The following is a 14768-nucleotide window of genomic DNA, read 5'->3' as shown; positions in this document are numbered from 1 at the left end:
ATTGGTGTTGGGTTTCAGGGTTTGTGGTTACTTGGGCTTTTGAGGCGTATCCTCGACTTTTTTCACATCCGCGATGCCAAGTTCGTCTCTGACTTTGGTTTCGATTTTAGCAAAAATTTCCGGGTTTTCGATGAGAAACGCTTTCACGTTTTCTCTTCCCTGCCCGATGCGCTCACCTTCAAATGAATACCAGGACCCGCTTTTATCCACAATATTCAAGGTTACTCCCATATCCAGCAGATCTCCGGTACGGGAAATACCCTCTCCGTACATCAGATCGAATTCAATATCTTTGAACGGGGGTGCCAGTTTGTTTTTCACCACTTTGACCCGGGTCCGGTTGCCGATAATATCCTGACCTTCTTTAATGGGAGATACCCGCCGGATTTCCAGGCGCATGGATGCATAAAATTTCAATGCATTGCCGCCGGTGGTGGTCTCGGGGTTGCCGTACACCACCCCGATTTTCATACGAATCTGGTTGATGAATATAATGGTGGTATGGGTTTTACCCAGGGTACCGGCCAGTTTGCGCAATGCCTGGGACATAAGCCTTGCCTGGAGCCCCATGTGGGAATCCCCCATCTCGCCTTCAATCTCTGACCGGGGCACCAGGGCCGCCACTGAATCCACAATCAAAATGTCAATGCCGCCGCTGCGGATCAGCATGTCCGCGATTTCCAATGCCTGCTCACCGGTATCGGGCTGGGATACCAGCAACTCATCACAGTCCACCCCCAGTTTTTTGGCATATCCCACATCCAGGGCATGTTCCGCATCGATAAATGCGGCAATCCCGCCTTTTTTCTGGGCCTGGGCCACGGCATGCAGGGCCAGGGTGGTCTTTCCGGACGATTCAGGGCCATAGATTTCCACCACGCGTCCCCGGGGATAACCGCCCACACCTAAGGCCTTGTCCAGGGCCAGGGAACCGGACCGGATCACCGGCACCGCTTCCACTACCCGGCCCCCCAGTTTCATGATGGAGCCTTTGCCGAACTGACGTTCAATCTGCCCCATGGCTGTCTGTACTGCTTTGTCCTTGTCTGCGTTTTTTTCCATACAATCTCCTAATGTGCCCCCAAAAGATATAAACATTTCACAACGAGTGCCGCCAGCACCCCTGCCATGATATCATCCAAAACCACCCCGGCTCCGCCGGAAAATTTTTTTTCAAAATACCGCACCGGCAGGCATTTGAATATGTCAAAACATCGAAATGCCACAAATCCGATCCCCAGGGTGACCCAGGTCACCGGTACCAGACACATGGTTACCCAATATCCGGCCATTTCATCGATGACAATGGCGCCGGGATCCTTTTGATCCAGAATTTTTTCCGCCTGATCCGCCACAAATACAGCAGCCAGAATAAAACATATCAAAAAAAACATGCCGGTAGCCGGAGGCAAAAAAACCGTACCCCAGATCAAAGGCAACGCTGCCAGGGTACCGAAGGTGCCCGGCGCTTTCGGACTCAGTCCCAGGCCGCATCCGGTGGCGGCCAGCAGAACCAGTCTGTTTTTCCATGGGCCTGTCATGAATGAATGGCTTTTCATGTTTCTATAATCTGTTTATTTTCGTGTCAAGACAATTTCCAGTCATCCGGAGCGCCTGAAAATACCTGAGCGTAGACATCCTGCAACGGAATATCCCGCTGTCGGGCAACCCTGGCCAGGGCCTCGAATTCCGGCACCAGCCGATTCATACCATTTGGTCCTTTGATTTTTTTGGCATCCAGATAACCGAAAACCGTTTTCATTCTGGCAGGTTCCCGGTCCAGCACCGCCCGGTCACAGAAATGATACCGCACCCCGATGGTTGAGGTCTGGGCAAAAATCTCCTGGATCATCAATTCCAGATCTTTGGGCCTGCACAATACTTCCATCCGGATACCCGGGCGGTTTTTTTTCATGTGCACCGGCGCAAAAGACACATCCAAAGCCCCTTTTTCCAGCAGATGATCCATGACAAATCCTGAAATTTGAGGGTTCATGTCATCGATCAGGGTGGTGATCACCGCAATCCGGTCCCGGGAAATCGGTGGTTGAAACAAATTCATCCCAAATTTTTCATCATCAAAGCCGATATCCGGTGCCACTGTTTTTTCCGGAAAGTGCCCCAGAATCAGGCGCAATATATTCGGTGTTCTGGATTTGGTATCTCTTTTTCCGGCCCCGTAACCGATCTTTGCAGGGACCATGGAAGGCACCGGCCCGAATTTTTCAGCCAGGATCGCCACCAGGGCGGCCCCGGTGGGCGTGACAATTTCAGTGGCCGCATCAGACCCAATGACCGGAATCCCTTCCAGAATTGCCAGGGTGGCGGGTACCGGCACAGGAATCCGGCCATGGGCGCAATCCACGAACCCGGATCCCAAGGGGACCTCAGACGCAGTCACCTGTGTGACCCCCAGATGATCGATCGCCAGAAAAGTGCCCAGAATATCCACCAGAGAATCAATGCCGCCGACCTCATGAAAGTGCACGGATTCCATATCCCGGCCGTGGATCCCGGCTTCGGCCCGGGCGATTTTTTCAAACGCGGCCAGGCTGTTGTTTTTGACATCGGGCGGCAGATCCGATTTCTGGATCAAAGAACGGATCTCCGGATATGTGCGGGAGGTTTTGTGATCCGTCACCGTCACCGTGAGATCAACTGCCCGCAGGCCATTGCGGAATACCGGGGCGGTGTGGATGGAAAACCCTTTGAACAAAGGTGTCAGCCGTTCCTGCAGCCACGCGGGGTCCACCCCCAGATCCACCAGAGCGCCCAGGCACATGTCACCGCTGATCCCCGAGATCAGATCCAGGTGCAGGATCATCTTATTTTTGTTCCTCTGCCGCATGCACCTGAAGAATCTCCAGCACCAGGCGGGCGGTGTCTTCCATATCTTTTAATGCAATGGATTCATTGACCGTATGCACATCAGTCATGCCCGTACCCAGAACCCCTGCGGAAAGACCTTTACCAAAAAAAACATTGGCATCCGCCCCGCCGCCGATGGTTTTGCTCTCCAGGGTTCTGCCCAGGTTGGCCGCAGCTTTCCGGGCCAGCACGACCACTTCATGATCTTCGGGAATACGGGTGTTGGGGAAATCATGCTCCACAGTCACTGTTACCCGGGGAACCGTGTCCCCGTTTTGCAGGTTTCTGGCCGTGTCTTCAAACGCGGAAACCATTTTTTTGGTGATGCGGTCCAGTTTTTCCGGATCATGGGACCGGGCTTCACCCCTGATTTCCACTTTTTCCGGAATAATATTGGTGGCCATTCCCCCTGTAATGATCCCTAAGTTGCAGGTGGTTTCACTGTCGATACGCCCCAGTTCCAGCCCGGATATGGCTTTGGCCGCTGCAAAAATGGCGCTGACGCCTTTTTCCGGCGCAGCCCCGGCATGGGCGGCCCGCCCTGTGACCTCGATGAAGAGTTTATTGGCGGCCGGAGCCCGGGTCACAATCCCTTCGGTATCTGTGGAATCCAGAATATAGCCGAATTTGGAATCGATCAGGGATAAATCAAAATATTTGGCCCCCAGCAGTCCGATCTCTTCACATACCGTAAAGATCAGTTCCACCGGCGGACAAGGCAGGTTGTTCTCCCGGATCACCGCCATCACCTCCAGGATAATGGCAATGGCGGATTTGTCATCTGATCCCAGAATGGTGGTGCCATCACTGGTGAACACACCGTTTTCAAATACCACCCGAACCCCTTTGCCCGGCACCACCGTATCCATGTGTCCGGACAAAAACAGGGGGGGAACGTTCCGGTTGCCGGGGAATTTAGCCACAAGGTTGGAGCAGTCGCCGCCGGTTTTTTCCCCGGCACGGTCATAACACACAGTGGCACCCATGGGGGTCAGCATGTTTTCTATTGCTGATGCCACCTGTGCTTCATGCCGGGATTCGGAATCGATCTGGGCCAGCTGAATAAAGCGTCGGGACAATCTTTGTGAATTTATCATGGGGATTCTCCATGTCTGATTGCATTGGTTATATTGTGCGTGGAGTTATACTAGAATTTATCGGTTATTACCATACCCATTTATCCGGGTTACCGTCAAAAACAAGGACCAGGACACGGTTCGTTCCTTTTCGATCTCACATCAGTTGAAAAAGACATTGACAAAAACAAGGATGCGGTATAGGTAAGCAACAATCAAATCGTGATTGCGGAAGTGCGCGGCTCACTGGTGGGGCCCTCGGACTTCAAATCCGATGTGGGGCGTTAATACCGTCCCGGGTGGGTTCGATTCCCATGCACTTCCGCCAGTTTTCATAATAAAATCAGATAGTTAACAATTAAAACCCCGGCGTTTTTTGGTCCCGTTTTGGTCCCAAAAAAATAATCTATCTGTGGCGGATCTATTATTTTTATTTGATGTCCAGGCATCTTTGATCTTGAATTTTTTATCCCAAAATTCACCATCGCTCATGTTCTGTGATCTCAATTTCAGACAAAGGCATCCCGGCACAAAATCTTCCTTTCTCCAGTATCAAACCAGTACCAATGTCACCTGGCCGGCAGATGTGGTGGCCAGCCGCTGCAGCACGGATCTGGGGGCACCGTTGTATATGATCACGGTATCACCCGGTTCCACATCTATTAAGCATGAAGCCCAGACAGTCGTTTCCCCCTGCACTCTCACCTTTGCCCGGGTGCCGTTGTTATCCACGGCCAGCACAGTGCCGGTGACCAGGTTTTCCGGCCGGTGTTTTATAAGCTGGTCAAAGACGTTCATCGGGTTAACTCCTGATATTCAATTACCTCGACGGTATTGGTCAGTGACGCCTCGCCGTCATCAGTAACATGGCCCTCGATGATAATGTGATCAATCTGCCCCAGGGCGTCTATTCCCCGGCTGGTGCTGGTAATCTGCGCAATCTGACCTATATCGGCATCCGGCAGATGTACGCCCAGTTCAGCCACCCGGATGATGCTGGCATGAGTATGGGCGTTGATTTCGGCCGTGGCCCGGCGGGCAATCAAATCCTGGGACCGGTAAATGGCCGCGCTGATCTCCGGCAGTTCCACAAATTCCCGGACCTTGTAAGTTTTTGCCGTGTTTCCTGCCTGCCCGGACACTTGTAAATGCCAAGCGTATTCAGCCTGAAATTCAGATACCGGGTAGGCCACCCCTTCGTCATTTGTCAGTGTAATGTCCAGTGATGACCCGTAACCAGTGGTTGACCCGGACGCCTGCCGGTTGGTTTGTGCTGAAGCATCGGCGGCTGACAAATACAGTTCTGCCATGATCCCGGTGCCGTTGTCAGTCAGCCGGACAAACCAGTCCCGGTTCGGTGATATGTTCCAGTTGATTATTCCAAGCATTTATATTACCTCGCTGATGACTGACCGGACCCGCTGCGCCACCACGGACCGGTATTGCGGTGCTCGTTTTACGGCAGCCAGCACGGTTGATACGTCATTGATCGTTGTGCCGTCTGTGGCGGACAAAGACAGGCCCAGGTCCCTGAACACCAGCGGGGTGACGGCGGCCAGCACGGTTGACAGATCTTTTCCGGCCCACGCCAGGGCTTTGAGTTGTGCGGGCAAATCTACCCGGCCAAGGCCCATCGCCTGCAATGCGGTGGGCAGATCCTTATAGCCGGTGGCAAACATTTTAAGCATTGTGGCAATATCCTGCCGGTCCTGATAGTAGGCGGCCAATTCTGCGGGTAAATCTTCGATTGATTGGCCGTAAACTTTTAAAAACGCTTCCAGATCTTGGAATGCAATTCCATCTGTGACGGATAAGAGTATTTTAAGGTCGTAGCGGGCCTGGTAATAAGCGGACAGGTCTAAGGAAATATCTTCAAAAACTTCTACCTGTGCCGGTGTCGTGGTGACAAACAGCAGGCTATCGTTCCGTGCATTGTGTGCGGCCTTAATATAAGCAGTTGATCTCACAACACCTGAAGCTCTTACTTCTGCGATTTGAGCATCCGGTTTCCTACCTGAATACCCGTCCCCGATCCTGTACACGCCAGATAGCGCCCACCCAAGGTTTGAATAAGCAGTTGTGCTTGCCAAAGTATTATTATAAATGACTTCGGATACGCCATCATACGTAGCGACAATATCTACATACGAATCAGCGACCAGGCTTCCATCTTTAATTCTAACATCGCTGCCACGCACTGGGCACCAAGCCAGGCCTGCATTGACTATACCTGCCCCATTACAGACAATATAGCCGTCACCTGATTGTCCAGTCGTTGCCGGTTTTGCTGTTACTTCAAATGTCCAATTGCCCCCGACAGTAACCGTTGGCAACTGGATATAGTCATCAGACCCATCGAAATCTATTGCCCTTCCAATTAAACCATCAACCAAATCACCTGATGTCATGCTACCATTCGGAGTACCGTGTTTGGCATTTACTGTTGAATCAATAATACAACCAGCACCCCCTGAAGGGTCTTGGGACATACCGTACCTGGCTAAAAAATCACTATCCCAAACCTCTGTCCGATTTCCAGGCGTACCTACATAAGTTGTATTGTCTGCGACAGAAGTATCAAAATATAAATAAATTTCGGTATCGCTCCCACTGGAAATAACCCAAGTGTCACGAGATACCCACAATAAAGCTTTTTCACTTACAGTGTCCCACTGCTCTATTTCGACATATAGTTGCGTCTCCCCATCTGCCATTGTGATAGCAATTTTGAGGTAGTTGGCACCAACCGCATCAAAAATATCTGTTACATCTGCATCAGTCAGGCCCACAGCAGCGCCCAGTGCGATCGGTAGTGGGAAATGAGACAGATCAGAATCTATTTTGCTACTGTCAATAATGATTTTTTTATACTGTCCGTAATCGGTAAGCATAATTTCTTTTACCTTTTTGCTATACTTGTCGCTGCATTTTGGTATAGGCCAGGCTTCCAACCTCTTGTCGGGCCATCGCCCCACTCCCGGCCCCAGGGCTTGCGATCACGGGTAACAACTCCGCCGCCGATACGCCAGATATCCACCACGGTACCGTTTTTCCCGGCCAGATAAAACGCCTCAACCCTTACCGGGCCTCTCCCCAATGGCTCTGAGCATTCCACAAAGAAATTGTATTGCTCATATCCTTGCAGATGGATGACATGGCCGGTGGGCAGTTTAAAATCAATGTGCTCAATCTCATTGCTGAAAGCCTCATCGCCCCACCCCGGTTTTTCCCGCACATCCCCGGTGACGTATTCCTTCGGGCCGGTCTTTACGACAAATCGTATTTTTAAGGTCCACGGCTTCATGAATACAGGTACCTCAAGGATAAGACCGGGCTGTCTTCTGCCGGGGAGAAGGTGGACGGAATCACCTGTTTGATATTGAAATACAGGTTTTTAGCTACAGCTAAAGCGGCAGTATCCAACTCTATTCTGTTGGTTGTTTTTGCCAGAGCAGTTCCTGCCCAAGTAGCAGATCCGGGGGCGGCATTCGTAGTTGCTATAGCTTTCAAAGTAGAATTCGCAGGAGTTTCAGTATCGACACCGTTCCCACCCAAAAATTTACTGTAAGCAGTGGTGTGGTTGGCATCATCCCAGGCTTCCAGATAAGGAATCCCTGCGGTCGGCCCGTCAAAATAAACAGCAAACACATACCGGGTAGCACCGCCATTTTGACCGCCAGCGGTGGTTCCGGCCAACAGGATCTGCTCAAGGATGCCGGCAGATGCATCGCTGATAAAAGTTTTCGGCACTTCCAGATCCCCGGAATCGGGAATGATTGCTGGATAAACAACCGCTGCCGGATCATCGCCGTCTGTCTGCTGAGAATCCAGAAAATAGATTTTGTCATTGACAAGATCCAGCACCAGCCAGTCTGATGAAGCATCTCCTACCCCGCCGGTGGCGTTCCCAGTATTTGCACCATCGTTTGACGTGACGTTTGCCAGCCAGGTGACATTTGGTTTTGCCATTGTTTTTCTCCTTGTCTATATATAAAATACAAAATTACAATCACCACAGATATATTGAGACTTAATTCCCGCTCTTCCTTTTGCACACTTTGAACAAATAGATTGCCTAAACGCTTTTTGTTTACAAGAAGGACATACAAAGGGTTTTATTGTTTTGTTTCCTTTATCAGAAAGTTTCCGAAAGGAAGTTTTTCCGGAAGTAGTTGCCCCATTACAATCGGCCCCGTCTTTTTTTACCTGCTCTTTTTTTTCTTCAATTAAATCGTCTATTAATAAAAGAAAAAAATCATCTGGAATGTTCTCTTTTTTCAAAACCTTAACAACTTGCGAAGCCTCCAATAATTGCTCTATTGTATAAGCCGATAATTTATTTAATATTTGTTTCTGCTTCATCAATACCTCACATCAAGGACAAGCCCATTCAAAATAATAATAACCTGCCATATAACAACTTGCATTACATGGCCAAACATCAGGCACACCGCCTGATGGTCTTTGTGGAGATCCAGAAGACCCGCTCCACTGAAATGAACCTTCATCTATTTTGGAAATATGTGGAAATGGGCCTTTTTCACTCCAACGTTGGTAACCTTTAGTAATTACCCACTCACAAGGACTTGATCCGCAGTACAAACTATTCTGCCATGTCCATGTATGCCACTCACTACCTATTTCAACCCATTGACCGCTTGTCATGCGCACGCCGATCTCACAGGTACCGCCGCAAGTCTCGTCCTTTACCGTGATCACCGCGCTGCCGCAGGCATCCGGATCATTTACGTTTAATACATTTTCCCGGCCGGTTGTCTGGTCAACCTCAAGCGAACCTGAAACGCCTGAAAGCGTCCAGGTGAAAGGCCCGACGCCGCCGGTAAAAGAAATCGTTTTTGAACCAGGTGGATCTAATACACCACCATCATTCGCCACCATCGGCTCTACATCACCACATTCATCACACTGGGCCATACATTGATCCAGGGCATTCTGTTTCAGTTCGGCTGTTTTTTCATTATACTCAGGGCTGCCAGATTCATAGCCATAATCATCTTCAACAATCTGGCTGATAGATCGGTATGATGATTCATCATAATCTTGGGTCGTCCCGTAAAGATCGATTTCATTCTGGCAAAGCTCCTCACAAGAGCAACCACGGGCGATTTCATCTGAAAAGCGTTCTGCCGGTTCCAGATCCGGGTTTAATGACAGATTTTTCGGCAGGCAAACCGGCAGACCACCGGAAGCGCACTGGTCAGACGAATGGCAGCCAATGTTTCCATCGTTGCCGTAGCAGCATTCTTCCCCGCTGCCGCAAATAACCGTATTGCCTTCATCATCCCGACAATACCCGGACTCAGGGATGGTATAGCCATCGCCTGTTGACCCGCCCCCTGTGCCGCCTATGCCGCCATAGTCGGTGTCTGAGTTGTCACCATATGGATCAGTCGGGTCTTCAATATAAACCGTGTCTGTGTCCATCACCGGGGCTTCGCGGTTTGAGTTCATCCAGGCTTTGAACTCGGCTGTTCCGGCATTACCCCCTGCATCAAAGCGGGCCATAGCCGCACCAACGGCGGTATATGTCACGACCAAGGCTGTGCCGGAATCCCGTGGGACCGACAAGTCAACAGTTTTATCAGAAAACGATCCGCCGTAAAGATTCAACCCGGTGGGAATACCATTTTCATCTGCCTGCCAAACGCCGTCCACTGAAGCTATGTATCTGTTTACGTCCGCCTGCGTAATCCCGGCCACTTCGTTTTTGGCTGCGGACCTTTCATGATTGATTTTGACTTTACCTAATCTGGCCCGGCCCCAGGTCAATGATCCCAGGGCGGTTTCGTTGGTATGAGACAGAAACACCATCCGACCGTCCGTGATCGGACCGGACTCTTCAGCATAAAGAATCAGGATTGCAGATTCATTAATTTTGATCCGTGACGGGGCTGCCTCAAGGTCGATCGACGGTGGGCATTTGCAGGCATTGCCAATATAGATTTCCCCGGAATCAGCGGCGCCTTTAACTGAGGCGGTGATTTTGACATCTTCAGATTGCGACCCGGCCTCCAACTTATTGACAGCCACCCCTTTGGAAAAATATTCTACGATTACCAATTGATCACAATACTGTAACCGATCCGAAAGCTGGATGGTATTGCCGTCTACCTCATACCCGGATGCGGTCAGATTGTTGCTGCGGGTTTTGTCCGCGTAAGACCACACGCCCCGCACTGTTGACGGCGGAAACTGCACACTGATTTCAAAATAATTGCTCGCCCGGACCTCTTCAGCAGGCATCAACCGGGTGGCGGTGTTGTTCCTAACAGATGAAAGACTTGCCGATTGTGCATCCGATGTCCAATCCACCGGGGTATTCTGCACCGGCTCCCCGTCGGCATCTGTCAGGCGGGCATAGATCCGGCGGGAACTTTCACCATCGGCAGGCATACAAGGCTCTGGTACGGTCACGGCCACCCGAAACCCGGACAAATCTCCTGCCGGGGTAATACGCACCCGGTTGCCAAATGAAGGCCATACCGGGTTTTCCGATATGCGTTCAATCTGATCTTCGGCAATGGTCAGATCCGAACCCGTTGGTGCATAATCAATCTGCACAATCCGCACGGCACCGGCCCGGTTGGTGGTAATATAAGCCCCGGCATACTCGGCCAGCTCGGACAGGATGGTGATCGGATAGGCGTTTTCTCTGGCATAGGTGTAGGCATATACCGGGAAATCGGCAATATCGCTGTCAGCCAGATCCCAGGTCAAGCCCGCCCCGGTGATCAGGTCGGCGGCCAGGGCAAAGAAAGTGGTGTCTGATTCAACCGACACGGATTTCTTTGATGCAAACGGTTCGCCCAGGGCAGCGGTTTCAGATCTGCACCACACACCCCTGGCAACGGACGAATCCAGTTCATGGTCCATTGCCGGGCGCTCAATGAAAAACTTGCCCTGGGATTTCCAAACATCTGCAACGCGGGTTAAAATTTCCACGGAAGGGGCCGATGGTATCCGGGTCAGTGGCAGGGCTGCATAAAAGGTCGGATCTGTAATTTCCAGCACCATTTCTCGGCAGTAGTTTTCCCGGGAGGCCGTGACAGTGAACCGGGCAATCTTGTCTGTGATGTCCGTGACAACGGCAGTGGCCGGGTCAGTATATTGGATTTTGAAGCCGTATGGCATCACACCTCCTTGTCCATGACCACCAGGTTGATTTCATAGGAATAGATCAGTTTTGCGTGCTGTGCCCAGAAAATGTTCTTGAACGCCAAAAACCCGTTGGGCCTTGAGAATTGGACTTTCCACACGGAAAACCCGTCCGTGAAATAATACTGAGTACCGGCGGATTCATGCAGGGCCTGGATGGCGGCCACGGTGGCGGCTTCCAGAGCATCGGGCTCCGAGATCCGGATCCGGCCGTCCGTGACATAGGTCCCGAAGTCCTGGACCTGGACCCCGCCCAGGGTGGGATGCACACTGCCCCGCACCCGGTTGCCGCCGGGTTCTTCGTATTCCCCGAAAATCGGCGGCTGGTCAAACACCACCAGGGTGGCCGGTGCCGGATCCGCGCTCTGTGGGTCCACGGTCGGTTCAATGTCTATGGAATAGAATGCAAAATCAGCCACGGGCAAGCCCCATTTTTTTAAGTTCAGAATCAAATTCCCGGATCTGCTGCCGGGTGACACCGCGCCGGCCCATAACCTGCAGCGGCAGCTCCACGCCGCCGGCCTGGAACCGGATGGTCATGACCTCGCCGCCGGACGGGACCATGCCGCCCTGGGCAAATTTCAGGGGTCCGGGCACCTGGGGCATCCGGGGCATTTTGGGCAGGCGCATGGAGTTCAGCGCGTCAAACAAAGCGGACCCGTATTTCTTGACCGCCTCTTTTCTGATCACGAACTCGCCCGCCTCCAGCAAGGCCCGGATCCGATCCCCGCCCCCGAATCCCGGCAGACGGCCGCCCCGGTTCATGCCAACCCCGCCGCCAGTGGCCCTGGCTTCTTCCCTCTGGACCCGCTCCGTGACCACCACGGTGATGTGCTTGGTTTCATCTTTGGTCAGGTTGTTGATGGCATTCTGGGCGTCTGCCAGGTTGGACAGCTCAATGGACACCTCCGCTTCCCTGGCCCGGGCCACCCATTCCAGTTTTTCCTCTATCTGGTCGGCAGCGGCTTCCCATTCGGCCTGGGACTTTTCAGCGGATTCTTTTTGTGTCTGGTACAGCTGCTCTACAAACGCTCCCACCTCTTTGATGCCGGCCACGGCAATGCGCTTGGTGTCATCGATGGACTTGACCACCACGTTTTCGCCGTCTTTTTCCTCCCGGACCTCTGTGGCCAGGTCCGCATACAGGGACCGGGATTCATCGGCCAGGCGTTTGGCCAGCTCATAATCTTTTTCCCGCATGGCCTGGCGGGCGGCCGCCATTTTTTCTTCCGCCTGGAGGCGCTTGTCATTCCACTGCTCCTGGTCGGACAGGCCTTTTCGCTCCAGGGCCCGGATCTGATCGGCGGTGGACAGCCGGGCATATTTGATTTTTTCCTCCCATGAGATCACCTCCTGGGCATACTTCTGTGCCTGATCCCGGGCGGATTCATAGGCTTTTTTTGCCTGGCTTTCAAAGTCTTCCAGCTGGTCAGCGGTGGCCTTGATGGCTTCGGCCGGTTCTTTCATGCCATCGCCGGCGGCGGCCCCGGCGTCCTTGAGGCGCGCAAGATCGGTGTTGACTTCGGCCAGGCGATGGTTCAAGGTTTTCAGTTCTTTCTGGGCCGCCTTGGCTTCTTCGGTGGCGTTGCCCAGAAACGTGGTCTCATCCGCCTTGGACATCAGAGACTGCTGCAGGGCCACCCAGTAGGCTTTTGCCCGCTGCAATTCTTTTCTCAGGTCAGATAGTTCTTCCGGTGCCCGGCCGGTGATGTTCTCCGGCAGCCGGATGTCTTTGAATTCATCATACTGCTGCATGACCCGGTCCGTGGACCGGAACAGGTCCTCCTGGGCTTTACGGGCGCTCTCTACCGCCTTTTTGGTGTCATAAGCCACTTTGATGAACTTGCCGATCTGATAGACCCCGTACACTGCCCCGGCCGCAATCCCGGCTTTCAACGCGGCACCGGCCAGGGTGGAAGAAGCGGCAACGGTCAACAGGCTTTTGGATGCGGCGGCGGCCTGAACCACCATTCCCTGGAGGCCGAAAACAATGGACCCAAGCCCGATCTTCCACAACACAAACCCGGCCACGCCCGTGGCCATGGTGGCAATCAGGGTTTTGGTGACGGGATCGGTCTCCTCAATGGCATCCATTAACAACCGAACCCCCTTCAGCGCCGGGAGCAACCCCGTGGCCACCATGCTGCCGATTTTTTTTGTAATCTTTGCTATTTCATTTCCGAACAGTTTGATCTGGTTTTCCGGAGTATCTTTCATTTTGTCGAACGCTTCGGTCATGGACCCGGCGGACACGGTCATGTTTTCCAGGATCTGCCGGAAATCATCCATGTTCTGCGTCAACGACAACACCCCGGTCCTGGCTTCCACATCCGGTATCAAAAACCGCATCTGATCAACGGACAGCCCTTTTTCCCGGATCGCCTCCAGCGTGGGGATCAGGCCCTGCCAGGTGATGCCCAGTTCATCAAATTTTTTCTTGGCTTCCGGGGTCGGGGCCGCCATGGCGTTGATGGCCCCCTTCATGGCGGTGGCCGCCTGGGGGGTCCGGATCCCCGCTTTGGTCAGGGCCGCAATGGCGGCGGCCACTTCGGTGAACTCAACATTGGCGGCCCGGGCCGTGGGCAGCACATTCCCGATCTGCTGCGACAGCTCCGGGAAGGTGGTGACGCCGGATTTCACTGTCTGAAACAAAATATCATAGACCTCATCCAGGTCGCTGATCTCCTTGCCGTAGGCATTTATCACGCCCACCCCGGCCGTGACGGCGGTCTTTGTGTCGGTCACCCCGGCCACGGCCGCCTTGCCGGACAGTTCCAGCACCCTGGCAGATTCTTCCAGGGCCACGCCTGCGGAAATGATATCATATTCAGCGGCCGCCAGTTCCGCAGCGGTCTGGGGGATCCGGGTGGACAGGTCAACGATTTCATCCGACAGGGATTTGAACCGCGTCTCTGACACATCCAAAAGCGTGTTCACCTCGGCCATACGCTGGGCAAACCCGCTGTACCCGGAAAACGACCGTATGGCCGCATACCCGATACCGATCAGGGATGCCATACCGGCCCGGGCGCTGGTGATGGCGGTGGCCCATCCATTAGTTTCAGCCCTGAGTTCGGCAATCCTTGTTTTCATGCCCAGCTTGGCCTCGTACAGCTCGGTCATGCTGAGCTTGCCGGATTGTTTGAGCCGGACATATGCCGCTTCCGTGGCCTTGATTTCGCCCTGGATGTCTTTGAACGGCCGGACGTTGAGCATGCCCATGGCCGCGTTTATTTTGGCGGCCTGGGACATCTCGGCCCGGCTTTTGGCCACGGCCAGGGCCAGTTTTTTCTGCTCCGCGTTCAGATTTTTGGTGTCAACACCGGCCCGGGTCAGGGACCCCCGGAGCTTGTGCAAAGATTGCTGGTTCTGCACAAACTGAGTTTTCAGTCCGGCGGCTTCTTTTTTGGCTGCATTGAACCGGTTGGACAGCGCTTTGGTGGGCTTTTCAGAGTCGGCCATCTCCCGGGCCAGGCGGGCCACTTCCGCCTGGGCGGTTTTCCAGGCCCCCCGGCTGGCTTCGAGATCTTTTTTCAGCTTTTTGAACGCCTCGATCTTGCCTAGGGCAGACAACTGGCTTTCCAGCTTTTTGACTTCTTCCGTGCCCTGGGTGCTGGCCTTTATTTTGATATCAATGTTGCTGCTCAT

Annotated in this window: 13 protein-coding genes and 1 tRNA gene; 1 reads left to right on the top strand and 13 read right to left on the bottom strand. The window is 53.0% G+C overall.

The features are described from left to right. Positions 1–27: 27 nt before the first annotated feature. The 4 genes from recA to DPO_RS12500 are packed head-to-tail and all read right to left on the bottom strand — an operon-like array spanning position 28 to position 3965. Positions 28–1062: a recombinase RecA gene (gene recA, locus DPO_RS12515; protein WP_006966314.1), complete on the bottom strand. Its 1035-nt coding sequence runs from the start codon at positions 1060–1062 to the stop codon at positions 28–30. A gap of 8 nt (positions 1063–1070) precedes the next feature. Then, entirely contained in the window at positions 1071–1541 is a 471-nt protein-coding gene (locus DPO_RS12510; RefSeq protein WP_006966313.1) for a phosphatidylglycerophosphatase A family protein, read from the bottom strand. 44 nt (positions 1542–1585) lie between these two features. Continuing rightward, positions 1586–2824, bottom strand: coding sequence for a nickel pincer cofactor biosynthesis protein LarC (gene larC, locus DPO_RS12505; protein WP_006966312.1), 1239 nt, complete (start codon positions 2822–2824; stop codon positions 1586–1588). 1 nt (position 2825) lies between these two features. After that, positions 2826–3965 (bottom strand): M20/M25/M40 family metallo-hydrolase, encoded by a 1140-nt coding sequence (locus DPO_RS12500; protein WP_006966311.1) that lies wholly within the window; start codon positions 3963–3965, stop codon positions 2826–2828. 209 nt (positions 3966–4174) lie between these two features. On the opposite strand from DPO_RS12500, the gene DPO_RS12495 reads away from it, so the two are divergent. Continuing rightward, positions 4175–4272, top strand: a tRNA-Sec gene (locus tag DPO_RS12495). Between the two features lie 224 nt (positions 4273–4496). Here the strand turns inward: DPO_RS12495 and DPO_RS12485 are convergent. The 9 genes from DPO_RS12485 to DPO_RS12445 are packed head-to-tail and all read right to left on the bottom strand — an operon-like array spanning position 4497 to position 14768. Continuing rightward, positions 4497–4742, bottom strand: coding sequence for a hypothetical protein (locus tag DPO_RS12485; RefSeq protein ID WP_006966309.1), 246 nt, complete (start codon positions 4740–4742; stop codon positions 4497–4499). Further along, complete coding sequence (locus DPO_RS12480; protein ID WP_006966307.1) at positions 4739–5332, bottom strand: hypothetical protein; 594 nt, start codon at positions 5330–5332, stop codon at positions 4739–4741. The genes DPO_RS12485 and DPO_RS12480 overlap by 4 nt, the downstream gene beginning before the upstream one ends. After that, positions 5333–6835, bottom strand: a complete 1503-nt coding sequence (locus DPO_RS12475) for a LamG domain-containing protein (protein WP_006966306.1) — start codon at positions 6833–6835, stop codon at positions 5333–5335. 8 nt (positions 6836–6843) lie between these two features. Then, positions 6844–7248: a hypothetical protein gene (locus tag DPO_RS12470; RefSeq protein WP_006966305.1), complete on the bottom strand. Its 405-nt coding sequence runs from the start codon at positions 7246–7248 to the stop codon at positions 6844–6846. Continuing rightward, positions 7245–7913, bottom strand: a complete 669-nt coding sequence (locus DPO_RS12465) for a hypothetical protein (protein ID WP_006966304.1) — start codon at positions 7911–7913, stop codon at positions 7245–7247. The genes DPO_RS12470 and DPO_RS12465 overlap by 4 nt, the downstream gene beginning before the upstream one ends. A gap of 15 nt (positions 7914–7928) precedes the next feature. Further along, positions 7929–8306, bottom strand: a complete 378-nt coding sequence (locus tag DPO_RS12460) for a hypothetical protein (RefSeq protein WP_006966303.1) — start codon at positions 8304–8306, stop codon at positions 7929–7931. A 12-nt stretch (positions 8307–8318) separates the two neighbouring features. Next, on the bottom strand, positions 8319–11096 hold the full coding sequence (locus tag DPO_RS12455; protein ID WP_006966302.1) for an Ig-like domain-containing protein: 2778 nt from the start codon (positions 11094–11096) through the stop codon (positions 8319–8321). Then, positions 11096–11539, bottom strand: coding sequence for a hypothetical protein (locus DPO_RS12450; protein ID WP_006966301.1), 444 nt, complete (start codon positions 11537–11539; stop codon positions 11096–11098). Before DPO_RS12450 ends, DPO_RS12455 begins: the two co-directional genes overlap by 1 nt. Continuing rightward, positions 11532–14768, bottom strand: coding sequence for a phage tail tape measure protein (locus DPO_RS12445; protein WP_006966300.1), 3237 nt, complete (start codon positions 14766–14768; stop codon positions 11532–11534). Before DPO_RS12445 ends, DPO_RS12450 begins: the two co-directional genes overlap by 8 nt.

The organism is Desulfotignum phosphitoxidans DSM 13687, from assembly GCF_000350545.1.
GTDB lineage: Bacteria > Desulfobacterota > Desulfobacteria > Desulfobacterales > Desulfobacteraceae > Desulfotignum > Desulfotignum phosphitoxidans.
The sequence above is the reverse complement of the archived record's forward strand: the minus strand, read 5'-3'. Positions and strand labels throughout refer to the sequence as shown.